Below are 17,045 nucleotides of genomic sequence, written 5' to 3' on the forward strand. Positions count from 1 at the left end.
GCAAAGACAAAAGCCGCAAGTCACCCCTTGCTTACCGCCGCCAGGATCTCCGGCAGGCGCCTCGCCGTCCCAGGCGCCGCCAACCGTAGGCCCGCATATGTGATCGCCGCCCCATACCCCGCCCCCACCGGCAGCAGCACCCAGCTCCACTGATCCCCGTCCGCGCTCACGTTGGACCAGATGGTGAGGGTGATGACGGGGGAGCAGAGGAGGGCCGCCGAGATCATGCCGCCGAAGATGGAGATCCAGGCGAGGCCGGCCTGGCCGGGGGCGACGTTCTTGTGGCCGCCCTGGGGGATGGAGTAGGGGAAGCGGGCCGAGGTCCAGGCGCCGGTCGCGAGCATCGCGCCGAGGAGGGCGAAGGAGAGGCCGAGGACCTCGGGGAGCCGGTGCCAGTCGCCGAGCATCGCCGTCGTGAGGACGGTCACCAGCGCCGCGTACGGGACGGTGATCAGCAGCAGCGCCAGCGCGCGGGCGCGGAGTTCGACGTAGGCGTCCCTGGTCGTGGAGATCGTCATCGCGACCATCCAGAACGCGGAGGTGTCCTGACCGAACTGGTTGTACATCTGGATGCCGAGCATCCCGGCGGCGAAGCACGCGAAGTAGACCGAGCCGGTGCCCTGGAGCGCGTTGAACACGGGGACGATCAGGCCGATCGCGAGTGAAGTCACCCACGCGGCCTTGGTCTTGGGGTCGCGCCAGACGTAGCGCAGGCTGCGTTCCATGACCGTGCCGGTGCGGCCGGCCGGGAGGAGCCGGGCCAGGCCGCCGGCGGACGCCCTGTCCTTCGCGACCGGTTCGGCGGACTGGAGGGTGGAGCCGTCGGGCGAGGTCATCAACTTGGTGAGGCTGCGCGACCAGAGGAGCAGCAGGGCCGCCAAGGCGCAGGCGGACAGGGCGAGTTGGGTGACGGCGAGGCCGTACGAACCCCTGCTCGCCGAGTCCACCGCGCCGACCGCCGACGCGGGCGGCACCCAGCGCAACACCTCCGCGGCCGGGTCGAGTTGGGACAGCCCGGACGAACCCAGGCGCTGCGCACCGAAGTTGACCAACTGCGCGCCGACCGCGATCAGCAGCCCGCTCAGCACCGCGAGATCCCGGCCCTTACGGCTGGTCAGCAGGCGGATGTTGGCGGCGGCTACGGCCCGCGCGAGGGCCACACAGACCAGCAGGGAGAGCGGGAGGGCCAGGACCGCCGTGACGCAGGCGGCGGCGCCGTGCGCGACCGCGATCACCGAACCGAGCAGCAGCACCAGCGTGAACAGCGGCCCGATACCGACCAACGAGGCCGCCAGCAGCGCCCGTACGAGAGGCTGGGGCCGTAGCGGCAGCATCACCAGGCGGGTCGGGTCGAGGGTCTCGTCGCCGGTCGGGAAGAACAGCGGCATCACCGCCCAGCCAAGACCCAGCACCGACACCAGGACGACCACCACGGAGTCCGCGTGCGAGTCCCCGCGCAGCGCGATCAGCCCGAGCAGCTGGAGCGCCGCGAACAGCAGTGCCACGACCGCCGACGCGACATACGCGGCCCGCCGGCCACCGGACTGCCGTAGACCGTTGCGCAACAACGACAGCTTCAGGCGTACGACGACGGGAGTGATCGAGGCCGGGGGTGTGCTGGTGTCGGTCATCGGGTGCCGCCGCCCAGCCAGTCGAGGTCGGAGCCGTGGTCGCGGGCGCCCGCGCCGACGAGTTCGAGGAACGCCTGCTGGAGGGTGGGGGATTCGCCGCGGACCTCGGCGAGGGTGCCCTGGGCGCGGATGCGGCCTGCGGCCATCACGGCCACCCAGTCGCAGAGGGACTCGACGAGTTCCATGACGTGGGAGGAGAAGACGACGGTGGCGCCGGAGGCGGTGTAGCGCTCCAGGACGCCCCGGATGGTCTGCGCGGAGACCGGGTCGACGCCCTCGAACGGCTCGTCCAGGAACAGGACTTCGGGATTGTGGAGGAGAGCGGCGGCGAGCCCGATCTTCTTGCGCATACCGGTGGAGTAGTCGACGACGAGCTTGTGCTGCGCCCCGGCCAGATCGAGCACGTCCAGCAACTGCGTGACCCGCTTGTCGACCTCGCCCCCGGGCAGCCCCCGCAACCGCCCGCTGTAGCCGAGGAGTTCACGTCCCGAGAGCCGTTCGAAGAGTCGTAGGCCCTCGGGCAGTACTCCGATCCGCGCCTTTACGGCCACCGGGTCCCGCCACACGTCGTGCCCGACCACCTCCACGGTCCCCTGATCGGGCCGCAGCAACCCGGTCACCATGGAGAGGGTGGTCGTCTTCCCGGCGCCGTTCGGCCCGACCAGCCCGATGAACTTGCCCGCGGGCAACTCCAGATCGATCCCGGCAACAGCGACTTGCTGCCCGAACCGCTTCCAGAGCCCACGCACACTCACAGCCGACGTCATGGAAGCCCACCCTAGGGGCGCGGGGCTGTGTTCGATATGCGGCTCCGCCGCGTGGGCGCGACCAGCCCCCACCGACCCGCACCCGCCAACGCTACCGATCCCGCCCACACGCATAGGCGAGCGGCGAGATCAACTCCTCCGCATCCGGCAACCACCGATTCGCAGCGGTAGGCCGGCAGGCCCACTGGACAGCCCCCCGAGACCCGAACCGCGTCGGCGGCGCAGCCACAAACCCACCCTCACCCAGCACCACGAGATCAAGAGTGGCGGGGGACCAGCCGATCTTCCGCACCAGATCCGGCACCTTCACCGAAGCCCCCGGCAGAACGAAGAACTCCATCCGCCGTGACGGCGTCAACGTGACGGGACCGAGCGTCAACTCCATGCGCTCCATCCGGGCCAGCGCGAGGAACCCCGCGGTCTCCGGGACGGAGATCGCGTCGAACGTCCGCCCGGTCGGCAGCAGAATCGATGCCCCTGGCTGCTTCTGCCACATCCGCCGCGCGACCGTCGCACTGCCCGTCGCCTGCGTCGCCCAGTCCTCACGCGCCGGATGTGCGCCGGGTGCGGCGCACGCGGGGTCCTCGCACGAGCAGCGCTGCACCCCGTCGACGGCTTCCAGCCAGGTGCCGGGAAAGACGTCCCAGTGGCGCTCCTCGGCGTAGCGTACGGCTGTCTCCAGCAGCGATTCCCCGCGCTGCTTCGGAATCTGAGCGGCTTCGGTGCCCGCGATCGTCTCTTCCACGCCCAACACAACTCCCGCACCCACCTCGGGTTACGGCTGTAGCGCGCGCGGGGGAGGAGCATCGATTCCGCAACTGGGGCGCATGGATGCATGTGCGGGGGCGCGCGGGAGGACCGAGGGCGGGATCGGGGTAGCCACGTGAGGGGCGGGCACGAGCTTTTACCCCGGCATTCTTCGCATGCTTCGCATTTTCGCCATGTTCGCTGGGCATTGATCTTCTCGGCCGGATCTTTTCGCTTCAGGGGTTGTTCCCAGGGGGTACGCCATGGCCGCAAGGCCACTTGTCGCGCGGCAGCCGAACGAACGGCTGCAGGCGCTCATCCAGGAGGCGGGGTGCTCGAACGCCGGGCTGGCCCGCCGGGTCAACATGTGCGGCGCCGAGCACGGTCTCGACCTGCGCTACGACAAGACGTCCGTGGCCCGTTGGCTGCGGGGACAGCAGCCGCGCGGGCGGGCTCCGGCGATCATCGCCGAGGCGCTGGGCCGCAAACTGGGCCGTACGGTCACGATCGACGAGATCGGCATGGCCAACGGCAAGAACCTCGCGTCGGGCGTGGGCCTGCAGTTCTCGCCGACCGTGCTCGGGGCCATCGAGCAGGTGTGTGAGCTGTGGCGCAGTGACGTGGGGCGCCGGGACTTCCTGTCCGGTTCGTCGGTCGCCGCGTCCGCGCTGGTCGAGCCGAGCCGCGACTGGCTGATCTCCTCGCCGGACTCGCAGGTCGCGCGCGCCGCGGGGCCCCGGGTGGGCCAGTCCGACGTGGCGGCCGTGCGCGCGATGACGCAGGCGCTCAGCGAGCTGGACCACCAGTACGGCAGCGGGCATGTCCGCCCGGTCGTCGTGCACTACCTCAACAGTGTCGTCTCCGGCCTGCTCGCGGGGTCGTACCGGGAAGCCGTGGGGCGTGAACTGTTCGCCGCCGTCGCCCGGTTGACGGAACTCGCCGGCTACATGGCCGTCGACACGGGTCAACCCGGCCTGGCGCAGCGGTACTACATCCAGGCGCTGCGCCTCGCGCAGGCGGCCGGGGACCGGGGATACGGCGGGTATGTGCTCGCCGCGTCCATGAGCCATCTCGCCGCGCAGCTCGGGAACCCGCGTGAGATCGCGCAGTTGGCGCGGGCGGCGCAGGAGGGGGCGCGCGGGCGCGTGACCCCGCGGGCCGAGGCGATGTTCCACGCGGCGGAGGCGCGCGGGCACGCCCTGATGGGTGACGCGCGGTCGGCGCAGCTGGCGTCGGGGCGCGCGGTGAGCGCGCTGGACGCGGCGGATCCGTCGTCCGGGGACGACCCGGCGTGGATCGGGCACTTCGACGAGGCGTATCTCGCCGACGAGTTGGCGCACTGCCACCGCGACCTGGGGCAGGCCGAGGCGGCGGCCAGGTGCGCGCAGGAGTCCCTGGACGGGCACCCGGAGTCGCGGGCGCGCCGCCGGGCCATCGGGTACGTGCTGCTGGCGAGCGCGCAGGTGCAGCAGCGCGAGGTCGAGCAGGCCTGCAACACGGGCCTGAAAGCGGTGGAGTTGCTCGGTTCGCTGCGCTCCAACCGGGGCGCCGAGTACCTGGAGGACCTCCAGCAGCGCTTGGAGCCGTACCGGGACGAGCCGGTGGTGCGGGAGTTCGGGGCGCGGATGGAGTTGCAGGCGGCCGCCTGAACGGGGAGTGAACGAAGCTTCCGGTGGTGATCCGGTGGTGAAAGGAGGGTGTAGAACGGCATTTGGCGCGGATGAGGGGCCGGAGTTGTTACCGAGGTCACAAGTGGAGAGGTCCAGTCCAGTGCTGCGTGGCACCGGGCTCCGGGTACCCGGTAGCGTGAACCGACGATCCCGAAGGTCCCCCATTCGTAGGAGTCCCGGTGACGCAGAGTGGACAGGGCGAGGAGCCCTCGGCGCGGCCCGCGCGCGAAGGCATCGTGCTGCCCTCCGACGGAGGTGAACCCCTCCTTCCGGGTATGACGGGCGGACGTGGTGACCAGCAGTCGGCAGGGCAGCCGCCGAGCACACCCCCGGGCGGTCAGGCCTGGGGCGGCTCGTGGGGCCCGGACCAGCAGCACGACCCACAGCACCGGACCCCGGCCCCGCCGCCGGGCCAGGGCTGGGGCGACGCACAACAGCAGCAACAGCAGCCGCAGCAGCAGTGGGGCGCCGCCCCCGAGCAGCCGTCCCCGTGGGGCGCCCAGGAGGGCATCCCGAGCCAGCCGGGGGCGCTGCCGCAGGAGAGCGCCCAGCACGCGGCCTACGGCGTGCAGCAGCAGTCGTACGCACAGGAGTACTCGCCCGCGCCGGGGTACGCCCCGGAGCAGTCCGCCGGGTACGGGGCGGGCGCGCAGGACTACGGCTACGGATACGGCGGTTCCGGTTCGGGCGCCGCGCCCCTGCCCGCCGCCTCGTCCTCCTCCTCGGCCGCGTTCCCGAGCGCTCCGCTGCCGCCCGCCGACGAGGGCGCGACGCAGTACATTCCGCCAGTGGTCAACATTCCGGGCGACGAGGGTGCCACCCAGTTCCTGCCGCCGGTGCCGGCCGCCCTGATGGACGAGGGGGCGACGCAGTACATCCCGCCCGTTCTGCCCGGTGCGCTGCCGCCCGAGGTGTCCGGCGGTGCCGGGCCGATGCCGCCGGCCGCGCATCCCGACGCGCAGCCCACGCAGTTCCTCCCGCCGGTGCCCGCGCAGGGCGGCCCTCCCGGGTACGGGGGGCCGCCGGGCGGGGCGGAGGACCGGCAGCCGCCCGCCGAGTTCGACAACCTCTTCCGCACCGGGGAGGCGCCGGCGGGGTCCACTCAGCAGATCCCGCGCTTCCAGCAGCCGCCGCGGGCTGAACAGCAGGGCTACGGGCAACAGGGCCAGGGCTACGGCCAGCAGGGCCACGGGCAACAGGGCTACGCGCAGCCGTCGTACGCCCAGCCCGGCTACGCCGATCCGTCCTACGCCCCGCCCGGGCAGGACGACGACGGCCGGGGCGGGCGCCGTTCGCGGGTGCCGCTGATCGCCGGGGTCGGGATCGTCATCGCGATCCTCGGGGTCGGTGCCGGGGCGCTGCTCAGCGGTGGCGGGAGCAAGAGCGACGGCAACAAGACGGTGGCCGCGACGTCGCCCGCGACCGACGGTTCCTCGTCGGCGGGTTCCGACGCGGCCAAGCAACAGGCCGTCGAGCTCGACAAGTTGCTGGCCGACAGCGGCAGCAGCCGTGCCTCGGTGATCCGTGCCGTGGGCAATGTGAAGGCCTGCAACAACCTCGACGGCTCCGCCTCCGACCTGCGGGACGCGGCCGGGCAGCGCACCGAACTGGTCACGAAACTCTCGCAGTTGACGGTGGACAAGCTGCCGGACAACGCGGCCCTGACGACCGCGCTCACCAACGCGTGGAAGGCGTCCGCGTCCGCCGACAACCACTACGCGGCCTGGGCCGACCAGGCCGCGGGCAAGCACGGCTGCAAGAAGGGCCAGGCCCGCACCACCGGCCAGACCGCGGCCGGCAACGCGGCCAGCGGCGTCGCCAGCAACCAGAAGACCAAGGCCGCAGCGCTCTGGAACACGATCGCGAAGACCTACGGCCTGACCCAGCGCCAGCCGACCCAGCTCTGAGACACGGACGGCGCGGACCTCAGTCGAGGTTCGCGCTCTCCAGCGTCCCCGTCATATCGAAGAAGCCTTTCTTCGCCGACACCAGAACGCCCTTGCGTACGACCTGAAGGGTCACCGAGGCGTTGACCAGGCGGGACAGTCCCACGGAGGCGAGATCGTCCTCGTCGGTGGAGCTCCACCGGAGCGTCGGCGTGAGCCCGCCCGTGGTGACCTTGACTCCGTCGTCGAGGGCGCGCCGCACGGTGTCGGCGCTCACCTCGCCGTTGCCGAGCGAGTTCACGACCGTCTTGAACGCGGTGTACGCGATCCAGGTCGTCTCCACCCCCGCGTCCGCCGGGTCGATGCGGTTGTCGCCGAAGGCCACCTCGTTGACGGCCTTCTTCATCGGGTCCCAGCGCGGGTCGCCCGCGACCGGGTACCAGCCGGTGATGTACGACCCCTCGTACGGCCCGGACTGCCCGCCCGTCGCGTTGATCTCGGTCTGGTCGACGCTGCCGAGCACGGTCGCGGTCCGCACGGCGGGATAGTCCGCGCGCTCGCGCCGGAAGGAGTCCATGAAGGTGTCGGTGCGGTCCCCGAGCGAGGGCACCACGCACCCCTCCTTCGACGAGGTGCCGCTGGACGCGCTCTCCAGCGCGCGTGTGGCCTGGCTGGAGTACTCGGTGAGGTTGTCGGCCGCGAGCTGGTCGGTGGCCGCCGCGTGCCTGCCCGCCGAGAGCCCCGCGTTCAGCAGCGGGGGCAGGTCGTCGCCGGCGATGGAGTCGGGCCGGACCAGGGTGACCGTGCCGCAGCCGGGGGCGAGTTGCTTGCCGAGACCGGCCAGCAGCGCGGGCTGGCCGCCGTTGACGGGGTAGGACAGGGCGCGGGTGAATTCCTGGCTCGTCACGCCGTAGCCCCCGATGTACGGGATGCCGGCACCCTCCAGCGGGGCGAAGAACGAGTCGCTGAACTCGCTGTAGGAGCCGACGACGGCGACGACGTTCTCCTTGACGGCCTGCCGGGCGCACTGCGCCGCGGCGATGCTGGTGTTGTGGTCGTTGCAGGTCAGGACCTTGAGCTTGCGGCCGTTGAGACCGCCGTGCTTGTTGATCCACTTCGCGTACGCGGTCGCCATGGCGGGCATGCCGGGCTTGTTGGTCGCGTTGGTGTCCCAGGGCGCCCAGGTCATGACGGTGATCGGAGTGTCCGCGGAGCCCGTGGTGCCGGGGATGACCCCGCAGCCGGCCGCGAGCGACGAGCACGCCACCAGCGCCGCCGCCGACATGGCGGTGGCTCTGACGCGCCGGGTGATCGTGGGGAGGAAGGTGCTGCGGTTGCGCCGACTGCCGGTCATGTACACACACGCTTCCGCCACACCACTAACCCGGGAGTGACTCGCGGTCAACGAGTGGTGACCTGGAGGTGAATTACGGGGGGCGTTCCTGTGTGTGTGACAAGGAACGTACGATCGATGACCGTGCAAGCTCCGGAGAACTCTTCCCGTCGCCCCCGTCGCTCCTCCACCATGGGCGGCATGCCACTGAACGACATGCCGTGGTGGCGCTGGCGCAGCAACGTGCGTTCCGCGCTGCACATGCTCTCCGATCCGGTGTTCCAGCAGAACGTCTGGCTGGCCGGTGTCGACGGGTACGGGGACGTCACCGACGCCGTCTACCGCCTCGTCGAGGACACCTGGCTGGACAACTGGTCCGCCGAGAAATACGTCGGCACGATCTTCCGCGACTCCCAGGAGGCGGCCCTCGTCGACTCCGCCGTCCTGCGCGTGCTGCGGATCATGCACCAGGTCGGGCCCGACGCCCCGGTCTCCGCGTACGTCGACCACCAGGCGTGGCCCGAGGCGGTGCGGGCGGCCCGCGACGCGCACGTCCGCATGGCGTCCAGCGACGGGGAGGACCCGGACGCGCCGCCACGCACGCTCGAGGTGCTGCAGATCATGACGCGCTCGGCGTAGCCCGCGGGTCGGCTACGGCGACTCGTCTCCACGGCCGCGCGTCCGCCGCCGGTCCGGGTGGCGGACGCCGGTCCCCCCTCCCAGGGGGATATGGGACCCTGTCCTGCATGAACGCGCAGTCCACCCGAGCCGCGGCGCCCGCCGACCAGTACGTCCTGACCCTGTCCTGCCCCGACAAACAGGGCATCGTGCACGCCGTGTCGAGCTACCTCTTCATGACCGGCTGCAACATCGAGGACAGCCAGCAGTTCGGCGACCACGACACGGGACTGTTCTTCATGCGCGTCCACTTCTCGGCGGAACCCCCAGTGACCGTGGACAAGCTGCGCGCGAGCTTCGCGGCGATCGGTGACTCCTTCCACATGGACTGGCAGATCAACCGGGCCGACGAGAAGATGCGCATCGTCCTCATGGTCAGCAAGTTCGGCCACTGCCTGAACGACCTGCTGTTCCGCGCGCGGATCGGGGCGCTGCCCGTGGAGATCGCGGCCGTGGTCTCCAACCACACCGACTTCGCCGAGCTGGTGGACTCGTACCACATCCCCTTCCACCACATCCCCGTGACGAAGGACAACAAGGCCGAGGCCGAGGCGCGGGTCCTGGACCTGGTCCGCGAGGAGAACGTCGAACTCGTCGTCCTCGCCCGCTACATGCAGGTCCTCTCCGACGACCTCTGCAAGGCGCTCAGCGGCCGGATCATCAACATCCACCACTCCTTCCTGCCGAGCTTCAAGGGCGCGAAGCCGTATCACCAGGCGCACGCGCGGGGCGTGAAACTCATTGGGGCGACGGCACATTACGTGACCGCCGACCTCGACGAGGGCCCGATCATCGAGCAGGAGGTCGAGCGGGTGGGGCACGACGTGACCCCGGACCAGCTGGTGGCGATCGGGCGTGACGTGGAGTGCCAGGCGCTGGCGCGGGCGGTCAAGTGGCACGCCGAGCGGCGGATTCTGCTCAACGGGCGACGGACGGTTGTGTTCGCCTAGGAGCTCGGGGGGTCGGGTGCGTGGGCGGCTGCGGGTGCGTTGTGGCTGGTCGCGCAGTTCCCCGCGCCCCTTCTTGACTCGGGCCCAGTTTCGTCTTCAGGGGCGCGGGGAACTGCGCGAGCAACCACGGACTACCCGCACCCGCACTGAAACCGAAGCCCCCCAAGGGGCGCGGGGAACTGCGCGAACGGCCCCCACCGGCCCGCAGCCGCCCACGAAACCGCAACCCACCCCTACATCCGGCTCAAGCTCGCCGTCGCGAACAGAACGTCCCTGATCGCCCCCCGATCCCCCAACTGCCCGGCCGCCGCGTCCTCCGGCGACACATGCCCGGCCGCCAGATGACAGAACTCCACGCCGTCCAGGGCGATATGGGCCACTTCACGCTCAGCGGACCCCACCGCCCCCGGTGAGTCGAGAGGGATCAGCCACTCGCCCCCACCGTGCCCCTCGATCTCCAGCCGCAGGGTGCGTCCGGGATCCCCGGCCGGGACCAGGTGCCGCCCCTCGGCCGGCGCAGCCAACCCGTGGCGCCGGCGCTCGGCGAGCACCGCGGGCAGCATGCGGGCCGCGAGGTCGATCATGCGGTTCAGGCTGCGCGGTGCCGGCGGCTCGTAGGGATAGTCGACCGCGTCCGCGATGTCCTCCGCGTGGACCCAGCACTCGAAGGCCCGGTCGAGCATCGCGTCGTGCAGCGGCAGCTCGAAGTCGCCGTAGGAGACGGCCCGTTTGCCGGTGGTGGTGCCGGTGAAGGACACCGTGCGGACGATGGTGTGGCTCTGCTCGCGCCAGGGTGCGCGGATGGAGCGGGTGGGCGGGAAGTACGAGGCCCGCCAGTACGCCTCGGTGCGCGCAGCGGGGTTCGTGGCCTTGTCGGCCGACTCCCCGGTCAGCGGGTCGTCGAGGCCCAGCGCCGTCGCGACCAGGCCGTCGACGGTCAGCAGGTGCGCGATGACCCCGGCGACGGTCGTACGGCGGCTCGCGGGGGCCCGGCCGTCGAACCAGCGCAGTCGCACGGGCGCGTGCCACTCGGCGTCGCCTATGTCCTGCAGCAGGGCGTCAAGGCGCGCGGTCTCGGCGTCGTACGGCGTCGCCCACTCGGGGACCGGGATGCGCGGCGGCCGGCGGTCGAAGGAGCCGGTGAGGACGCGGGTGCGCAGGCCGGGGTCGAGGTCGAGGGGTTCGACGGGGTGGAGGAGGCCGACCGCTCCGCGCAGGCGCAGCGCCTCGTCCGCGCAGGCGCCGCACTCGCCGAGGTGTTCCTCCACGGCGGCCGTCTCGGCCGCCGAGCACGCGGCCAGCGCCCACGCGCCGAGCAGCGCCTTCAGCACGGGGTGCTCCAGCACCAGCGGCGCGGGCCGGGACGCGGTCTCGTCGAGCTCGGGCAAGGGCTGGCCACCGTCCTCGACCGAGGCCCGGGGCATGGGAATGCGCGGCGGCACGGAAGCCTCTTCGTACGACTCGTGCTCGTCGTTCGCGTCGCTCACACCGCACCCCCTGGTCCCGCTGGTTCCGGCGGTGCGCCGGTGTCGTGGGCGGTGGACAGGAGCTGGAGGCCCAGGCGCAGCCGGCGGCGGGCCTCGTCCTCGGTGACGCCGAGGTCGACGGCCGTCTGGCGGTAGTCGCGGCGCTGGAAGTAGGCCAGCTCCAGGGCGGCCCGCAGCGGGGCGGGCATGGACGTGACGATGTAGTCGGCGCGGGCGGCGACGGAGGCGCGGCGGACCTTGCGCTCCAGTTCCTCGGTGGAGCCCTGGCCGCCCTGGGCGAGGGCGGCGGTCTCGGTGGCGCGCAGCCGCTGCACGGCGAGGCGGGCGGTCAGCGCGGCCACCCAGGAGCGCAGCGGGCCCTGCTTGGGGTCGTAGGTGTCGGGGTGTTCCCAGACGTGGGCGAAGACCTCGCGGGTGATGCCGTCGGCGGCGCGCTCGTCGCCGAGGACGCGGTGGGCGAGGGCGTGCACGAGGGAGGCGAAGCGGTCGTAGAGCTCACCGAGGGCCGCCGCCTCGCCGCGGGCCAGCCGCTGCTGCATCTTGCGGTCCCAACGGGGCGGTGCGTCCTTCGTCGCCATGCGGCCCCCTCACCGTGTCCGTGCCCAAGTCAAGCGTGCGCCCACCGTCTCTTCGAATGTAGTCGGCACCTCGGACAGCGCACGCCCCTTCGTGCAATCGCACGCCCCCGAGGGGGCGCTGGTGGTAGCGGACGGTTGCCTACCCGGTCCACAACTGATCGAACAGGATCGAAGGCGACTAAAACAAGCCTCTTCGGACCGGTTTCCGTTTCTGTCCCCGTGTTTCAGGGAACGGCCGCTGGGCAGCCGCGCTGCAAGGAAGCGTAGGTACGGCTTCCGTTTCCGGACGGTCTCCGGGAGTTCCGGCTAGCGAAAGGCGCGATGGTGGCCTTCAAAGTGAACGACGGCGAGCGCGGCGGCTGGTCCGTGCTCCTCGTGTCCGGCGAACTGGACCTGGTGACCTCGCCGGTGCTGCGCCAGCGGGTGCACGACGTGGTGGCGGACGGTCACCACAGCCTGGTCGTGGACCTCTCCGAGGTGCTGTTCTGCGACTCGAGCGGCGTCGGGGTCCTGATCGCCGCCCGCCGGCTGATCCGCTCCTGCCAGGGGCATCTGCGGCTGATCCTGCCGGCCCAGGGCGCCGTCGACGGCTCGCACGTCAACCGGGTGCTCGGCGCCCTCGGAGTGCGCCGCCTCTTCGACGTCTACCCCGATGTGATGACCGCCACAGAAGAGGGCCCCGAGGAAGAGGCGGACCCCCTCTCGGCGTGACACGTCGGTTTCCGGGGTGACGCCGTTGTTTCGGAATTTCCCCGGTCTTGGTACAAGCGACGTTTTCGGCTCCCGGACCCGCCCGGGCGTCGTACGCTCCAGCCAAGTGCACCCCCACATGAGTAAGGCGGCCCGAAAGACATGGTCAGCACCGAGTACGAGCGACGCATCGCCGCCCGGTTCGCCACCTTCGACCAGGACGGCAACGGCTTCATCGACCGCGAGGACTTCAACTCGGCGGCCAAGGCGCTGCTCGCGGAGTTCGGTACGGCGGCCCGCTCCGACAAGGGCCAGGCCCTGTACATCGGCGCGGAGGCGTTCTGGCAGGGCATGGCGGGCATCGCGGACCGGGATGGCGACCAGCGGGTCAGCCGGGAGGAGTTCGTGGGCGGCGCGGTCAAGCGGCTGCGCGACAACCCGGAGCGCTTCGCCGAGATCGGCCGCCCCTTCCTGCACGCGGCCCTCGACGTCGCGGACCCGGACGGCGACGGCTCGGCCACCATCGCCGACACGGTGCGCGTCCTCAAGGCCCTCGGGGTGCCCGACGACGTCGCCGCCATGGCCGCCGACGCCCTCGACACGGACAGCGACGGCAAGGTCGGCGAGGCGGAGATCGTCTCCGCCTTCGCCCGCTACTTCACCGTCCCGGAATAGTCCCGGGATTCGTCCTGGGATCGGTCCTGGGATCCGAATAGCGCTCCCGCAGCTTGTACTTGAGCACTTTGCGCAGTGTCTCGTTGCGCGGAAGGGCGTCCACGATCTCCAGCTGCTCCGGCAGCTTGTGCACGGACAGCCCTTCCGCGCGCAGATAGTCCGTCACCGCCGACAAGGTCAACTCCCCGGTGCCCGGCGGCTGTTCGACCACCGCGCACACCCGCTCCCCGCGCTCCGCGTCCGGCAGCCCCACGACGGCCACGTCACCGATGTCCGGATGCGCGGCGAGCAGATCCTCGATCTCCTTCGCGGAGATGTTCTCCCCCTTGCGGATGATCACGTCCTTGAGCCGCCCGGTGAGGATCAGATGCCCGCTGTCGGTCACGGTCCCGAGGTCACCGGTGCGCAGAAACCCGTCCGCGTCGAAGGCCTCGGCCGTCTGCGCCGGGTCCAAGTACCCCTGGCAGACGGCCTCCCCGCGCAGCCGCACCTCCCCGCCTTCGGCGATCCGTATCTCCATCCCCTCGGGCGGCCGTCCCTCGGTCGTGGCGAGGTTCTCGGTCGTGTCCTCCGGGTCGCCCATGGTGATCATCGGCACCTCGGTCATGCCGTAGCCGTGGGTGAGCTGGACCCCCATCTCCCGTACGACGGAGTGGTAGACCTCCGGCGGCTTGGGCGCCCCGCCGCCGGCGAGCAGCCGTAGCGAGGGAATGACCTTCGTCCCTGGCTGCTTGCGCTGCTCGGCAAGGAACATGGAATAGAAGGCGGTTGAGCCGCCGGCCACCGTCACCCCGTGCTTGCGGTACCCCTCCAGGGCGTCCGGCAGCGCGAACTGCTCGAACATCACCGCCGGGAAGCCGTAGAGCAGCAGCATCACCGTGTAGTCGGGCCCCGCGATGTGCGCGTACGGGAAGGCCATCGAGCCCACGTCGTCCGCCGTCAGCCGCAGCGCGTGCGCGAGGCACGAGCCGCCCGCGATCAGCGAACGGTCAGTGTGCAGCACGCCCTTGGGGTCGGAGGTCGTGCCGGAGGTCCAGTAGATCCAGCGGACGGAAGTGCCGTCGGCGGGCGGAGGCGGGAGCAACGACGGCTCTCCGTCCGGGAGTCGGGCGTCGTCGTACGCCTCGAAGATCCCCCGCGCGCCGAGCCGCCGTGCCATCTCCGTGTGGTCGAAACCGCGCCAGGTGCCGGGTACGGCGAAGTACTCGGCCTTCGACTCCCGCAGCGCGAAGCCGACTTCGCGCTCGCGGTAGAAGGGGATCACCGGCGTCTGTACGGCGCCCAGGCGGGCCAGCGCGAAGGAGAGCAGGGCGGTCTCGATCCGGGTGGGCAGCTGCCAGGCGACGACCGTGCCGGGGCGCACGCCCATGCCGTACAGGCCCGCCGCGACCCGCTCGGCCCGGTCCCGCAACCCGCCGAAGGTCAGGGCGCGGTCGTCCTGGAGGAAAACGGGCCGGTCGGGGGTCAAGTCGGCGCGGCGGACGACCAGTTCCCAGAGCGTGGGGGCGGAACTCAGGGAGTGCGGCGTCTCGTTCATGGTGCCCCCTCCTTGGCTGACGACTCGTCAGGTGACATGCTATCTGACGGGTCATCAGATAAGTACCGTCCGGCGGAGGGGAACCCATGACCACCGAACTGCCCCGCATCATCAGCGTCGACGACCACGTGATCGAACCCGCGCACCTCTTCGAGACCTGGCTGCCGGCGAAGTACCGCGAACGCGGCCCCCAGCCCCTCACCGCCGGAATCGGCGAACTCGCCTACGTGGCGGGCAAATACCAGATCACGATGGACCCGGACGGCCCGCCCACCGACTGGTGGATCTACGAGGACCTCAAGTTCCCGTACAAGCGCAACATCGCCGCCGTCGGCTTCGACCGCGACGAGATGACCCTGGAGGGCATCACCCGCGAACAGATGCGCCGCGGCTGCTGGGACCCCAAGGCGCGGCTCGCGGACATGGACCTCAACCATGTCGAGGGCTCGCTCTGCTTCCCGACCTTCCCGCGCTTCTGCGGCCAGACCTTCGCCGAGGCGCACGACAAGGAGGTCGCGCTCGCCTGCGTGCGCGCCTACAACGACTGGATGGTCGAGGAGTGGTGCGGCGACAGCGGCGGCCGGCTCATCCCGCTCTGCCTGATCCCTTTGTGGGACGTCGAGTCGGCGGTCGAGGAGATCCGGCGCAACGCGGCACGCGGGGTCCGCGCGGTCACCTTCTCCGAGATCCCGACCTACCTCGGGCTGCCGTCCATCCACTCCGGCTACTGGGACCCTTTCTTCGCCGTCTGCCAGGAGACCGGCACGGTCGTCAACATGCACATCGGCAGCAGCTCCCAGATGCCCGCCGCCTCCCCGGACGCACCCCCCGCCGTACAGGCCTCCCTCTCCTTCAACAACGCCATGGCCTCGATGATGGACTTCCTCTTCAGCGGCGTCCTGGTGAAGTTCCCGACCCTCAAACTCGCCTACAGCGAAGGGCAGATGGGCTGGATCCCGTACGCCCTGGAGCGCGCCGACGACGTGTGGGAAGAGCACCGCGCGTGGGGCGGGGTCCGCGACCTCATCCCGGACCCGCCCTCCACGTACTACTACCGCCAGATGTTCTGCTGCTTCTTCCGCGACAAGCACGGGGTCGCCTCGCTGGACGTCGTGGGGCGGGACAACGCGACCTTCGAGACCGACTACCCGCACGTCGACTCGACCTTCCCGCACACCAAGGAAGTCGCCCTGGACCACGTCAAGGGCCTCGACGAGGAGACGATCTACAAGCTCATGCGGGGCAACGCGATCCGCATGCTGGGCCTGGACCTCGACCGGTAATGGACCTCTCGTACACGGCCGAGGAGGACGAGTACCGGGCCCGCTTGCGGGAGTGGCTCGCCAAGGTGCTCCCCACCCTGCCCGCGAAGCCGTCCCCGGACGACTGGCCGGGCAGGCGCGCCTACGACCTCGGCTGGCAGCGGATGTTGTACGACGCCGGGTACGGCGATGTGCACTGGGACGCGTCCCCGACCACCCGCCTGATCTTCCTGGAGGAGACGGAGGAGGCGGGCGCGCCCTACGTAGGGGCCAACTTCGTGGGGCTGCTGCACGCTGGCCCGACGATCGCCGCCGAGGGCACGGCCGAGCAGCGGGAGCGGTGGCTGCCGCCCGTGCTGCGCGGCGACGAGGTGTGGTGCCAGGGGTTCAGCGAACCCGAGGCCGGTTCCGACCTCGCGTCGTTGCGCACGCGCGCGTGGCGGGACGGCGACGACTACGTGGTGACCGGTTCCAAGATCTGGACCTCGCACGCCGAAGTCGCCGACTGGTGCGAGCTGTTGGTGCGGACGGATCCTGCGGCGCCGAAGCATCGGGGGATCAGCTGGCTCGCGATGCCGATGGACGCGGCGGGCATCACCGTACGGCCGCTGCGGACGCTCGCCGGGTCCGCCGAGTTCGCCGAGGTGTTCCTCGACGAGGTGCGGGTGCCTGTCGGCAACCGGGTGGGCGACGAGAACGACGGCTGGCGCGTGACGATGGTGACGCTGTCCTTCGAGCGCGGGACGGCCTTCGTGGGGGAGGTCGTCGCCTGTCGGCGGGTGTTGGGTGAACTCGCTGTCGAGGCGCGGCGGAACGGGCGGTGGGACGATCCCGTGCTCCGACGGCAACTGGGGCGGTTGAACGCGGAGTTCCGCGCCTTGTGGCGGCTCACCCAGTGGAACGTGAGTGAGGCGGAGGCCTCCGGCGGCGTTCCGGGCGTGGGCGGGTCGGTCTTCAAACTCCGGTACTCGCACGCCCGTCAGGAGTTGTATGACGTGGCGGCGGAGGTGCTGGGGGTGGAGTCGCTGGATCTGGAGCGGGCTTGGGTGCTTGATCGGCTGTCGTCGCTGTCGTACACGATCGCTGCGGGGACCTCGCAGATTCAGCAGAACATCGTGGCCGAGCGGATTCTTGGGCTGCCGAAGGGTCGCTGA

The 17,045-nt window shown here is 70.9% G+C and carries 15 protein-coding genes; 8 read left to right on the forward strand and 7 right to left on the reverse strand.

Annotation, left to right across the window (positions count from 1 at the left end; genetic code table 11):
- Positions 1-20: 20 nt before the first annotated feature.
- From ACFXC1_RS18935 to ACFXC1_RS18945, 3 genes are all read right to left on the reverse strand, one after another.
- Entirely contained in the window at positions 21-1,631 is a 1,611-nt protein-coding gene (locus tag ACFXC1_RS18935) for a transporter (protein ID WP_381244059.1), read from the reverse strand.
- Positions 1,628-2,398: an ABC transporter ATP-binding protein gene (locus ACFXC1_RS18940; protein ID WP_381244061.1), complete on the reverse strand. Its 771-nt coding sequence runs from the start codon at positions 2,396-2,398 to the stop codon at positions 1,628-1,630. Before ACFXC1_RS18940 ends, ACFXC1_RS18935 begins: the two co-directional genes overlap by 4 nt.
- Before the next feature lie 91 nt (positions 2,399-2,489).
- Entirely contained in the window at positions 2,490-3,143 is a 654-nt protein-coding gene (locus tag ACFXC1_RS18945) for a bifunctional DNA primase/polymerase (protein WP_381244063.1), read from the reverse strand.
- A 265-nt stretch (positions 3,144-3,408) separates the two neighbouring features.
- Here ACFXC1_RS18945 and ACFXC1_RS18950 point away from each other — a divergent pair, with 265 nt between their 5' ends.
- Together ACFXC1_RS18950 and ACFXC1_RS18955 are read left to right on the forward strand one after the other, a co-directional pair.
- Positions 3,409-4,794, forward strand: a complete 1,386-nt coding sequence (locus tag ACFXC1_RS18950; RefSeq protein ID WP_381244065.1) for a transcriptional regulator — start codon at positions 3,409-3,411, stop codon at positions 4,792-4,794.
- A 200-nt stretch (positions 4,795-4,994) separates the two neighbouring features.
- Complete coding sequence (locus ACFXC1_RS18955) at positions 4,995-6,722, forward strand: hypothetical protein (protein WP_381244067.1); 1,728 nt, start codon at positions 4,995-4,997, stop codon at positions 6,720-6,722.
- A 19-nt stretch (positions 6,723-6,741) separates the two neighbouring features.
- Here the strand turns inward: ACFXC1_RS18955 and ACFXC1_RS18960 are convergent, their stop codons facing one another.
- Positions 6,742-8,055, reverse strand: coding sequence for an ABC transporter substrate-binding protein (locus ACFXC1_RS18960; protein ID WP_381244069.1), 1,314 nt, complete (start codon positions 8,053-8,055; stop codon positions 6,742-6,744).
- A gap of 117 nt (positions 8,056-8,172) precedes the next feature.
- On the opposite strand from ACFXC1_RS18960, the gene ACFXC1_RS18965 reads away from it, so the two are divergent.
- Together ACFXC1_RS18965 and purU are read left to right on the forward strand one after the other, a co-directional pair.
- A complete protein-coding gene (locus ACFXC1_RS18965; RefSeq protein WP_026179576.1) occupies positions 8,173-8,673 on the forward strand; it encodes an SCO4402 family protein in 501 nt (166 codons plus the stop codon).
- Between the two features lie 107 nt (positions 8,674-8,780).
- Positions 8,781-9,662 (forward strand): formyltetrahydrofolate deformylase, encoded by an 882-nt coding sequence (gene purU / locus ACFXC1_RS18970; RefSeq protein ID WP_019075657.1) that lies wholly within the window; start codon positions 8,781-8,783, stop codon positions 9,660-9,662.
- Positions 9,663-9,895: 233 nt separating this feature from the next.
- Here purU and ACFXC1_RS18975 read toward each other — a convergent pair whose 3' ends face one another.
- Complete coding sequence (locus ACFXC1_RS18975; RefSeq protein ID WP_381244316.1) at positions 9,896-11,086, reverse strand: maleylpyruvate isomerase N-terminal domain-containing protein; 1,191 nt, start codon at positions 11,084-11,086, stop codon at positions 9,896-9,898.
- A 59-nt stretch (positions 11,087-11,145) separates the two neighbouring features.
- Positions 11,146-11,727 (reverse strand): sigma-70 family RNA polymerase sigma factor, encoded by a 582-nt coding sequence (locus ACFXC1_RS18980; protein WP_359606971.1) that lies wholly within the window; start codon positions 11,725-11,727, stop codon positions 11,146-11,148.
- Between the two features lie 321 nt (positions 11,728-12,048).
- On the opposite strand from ACFXC1_RS18980, the gene ACFXC1_RS18985 reads away from it, so the two are divergent.
- Together ACFXC1_RS18985 and ACFXC1_RS18990 are read left to right on the forward strand one after the other, a co-directional pair.
- The gene (locus ACFXC1_RS18985; protein WP_381244072.1) at positions 12,049-12,438 is read left to right on the forward strand and encodes an STAS domain-containing protein; all 390 of its coding nucleotides are present in this window, start codon (positions 12,049-12,051) and stop codon (positions 12,436-12,438) included.
- A 141-nt stretch (positions 12,439-12,579) separates the two neighbouring features.
- On the forward strand, positions 12,580-13,092 hold the full coding sequence (locus ACFXC1_RS18990; protein ID WP_381244074.1) for an EF-hand domain-containing protein: 513 nt from the start codon (positions 12,580-12,582) through the stop codon (positions 13,090-13,092).
- On the opposite strand, the gene ACFXC1_RS18995 is transcribed toward ACFXC1_RS18990, so the two are convergent.
- Complete coding sequence (locus ACFXC1_RS18995; protein WP_381244076.1) at positions 13,076-14,629, reverse strand: class I adenylate-forming enzyme family protein; 1,554 nt, start codon at positions 14,627-14,629, stop codon at positions 13,076-13,078. The two genes, ACFXC1_RS18990 and ACFXC1_RS18995, sit on opposite strands and share 17 nt — an antisense overlap.
- Positions 14,630-14,715: 86 nt before the next feature.
- Here ACFXC1_RS18995 and ACFXC1_RS19000 point away from each other — a divergent pair, with 86 nt between their 5' ends.
- Together ACFXC1_RS19000 and ACFXC1_RS19005 are read left to right on the forward strand one after the other, a co-directional pair.
- Positions 14,716-15,912 carry an amidohydrolase family protein gene (locus tag ACFXC1_RS19000; RefSeq protein WP_381244078.1) on the forward strand — a complete coding sequence of 399 codons (1,197 nt, stop codon included), beginning with the start codon at positions 14,716-14,718 and terminating at the stop codon, positions 15,910-15,912.
- On the forward strand, positions 15,912-17,045 hold the full coding sequence (locus tag ACFXC1_RS19005) for an acyl-CoA dehydrogenase family protein (RefSeq protein WP_381244080.1): 1,134 nt from the start codon (positions 15,912-15,914) through the stop codon (positions 17,043-17,045). The genes ACFXC1_RS19000 and ACFXC1_RS19005 overlap by 1 nt, the downstream gene beginning before the upstream one ends.

The sequence above is a fragment of the Streptomyces hokutonensis genome (assembly GCF_042751305.1).
GTDB lineage: Bacteria > Actinomycetota > Actinomycetes > Streptomycetales > Streptomycetaceae > Streptomyces > Streptomyces hokutonensis_A.

Bases quoted from the DNA above. Each gene is read 5' to 3' on its own strand.
- ACFXC1_RS18935 (WP_381244059.1), bottom strand. From the start codon at position 1,631: ATGACCGACACCAGCACACCCCCGGCCTCGATCACTCCCGTCGTCGTA.
- ACFXC1_RS18940 (WP_381244061.1), bottom strand. From the start codon at position 2,398: ATGACGTCGGCTGTGAGTGTGCGTGGGCTCTGGAAGCGGTTCGGGCAG.
- ACFXC1_RS18950 (WP_381244065.1), top strand. From the start codon at position 3,409: ATGGCCGCAAGGCCACTTGTCGCGCGGCAGCCGAACGAACGGCTGCAG.
- ACFXC1_RS18960 (WP_381244069.1), bottom strand. From the start codon at position 8,055: ATGACCGGCAGTCGGCGCAACCGCAGCACCTTCCTCCCCACGATCACC.
- ACFXC1_RS18965 (WP_026179576.1), top strand. From the start codon at position 8,173: ATGACCGTGCAAGCTCCGGAGAACTCTTCCCGTCGCCCCCGTCGCTCC.
- purU (WP_019075657.1), top strand. From the start codon at position 8,781: ATGAACGCGCAGTCCACCCGAGCCGCGGCGCCCGCCGACCAGTACGTC.
- ACFXC1_RS18975 (WP_381244316.1), bottom strand. From the start codon at position 11,086: ATGCCCCGGGCCTCGGTCGAGGACGGTGGCCAGCCCTTGCCCGAGCTC.
- ACFXC1_RS18980 (WP_359606971.1), bottom strand. From the start codon at position 11,727: ATGGCGACGAAGGACGCACCGCCCCGTTGGGACCGCAAGATGCAGCAG.
- ACFXC1_RS18985 (WP_381244072.1), top strand. From the start codon at position 12,049: ATGGTGGCCTTCAAAGTGAACGACGGCGAGCGCGGCGGCTGGTCCGTG.
- ACFXC1_RS18990 (WP_381244074.1), top strand. From the start codon at position 12,580: ATGGTCAGCACCGAGTACGAGCGACGCATCGCCGCCCGGTTCGCCACC.
- ACFXC1_RS18995 (WP_381244076.1), bottom strand. From the start codon at position 14,629: ATGAACGAGACGCCGCACTCCCTGAGTTCCGCCCCCACGCTCTGGGAA.
- ACFXC1_RS19000 (WP_381244078.1), top strand. From the start codon at position 14,716: ATGACCACCGAACTGCCCCGCATCATCAGCGTCGACGACCACGTGATC.
- ACFXC1_RS19005 (WP_381244080.1), top strand. From the start codon at position 15,912: ATGGACCTCTCGTACACGGCCGAGGAGGACGAGTACCGGGCCCGCTTG.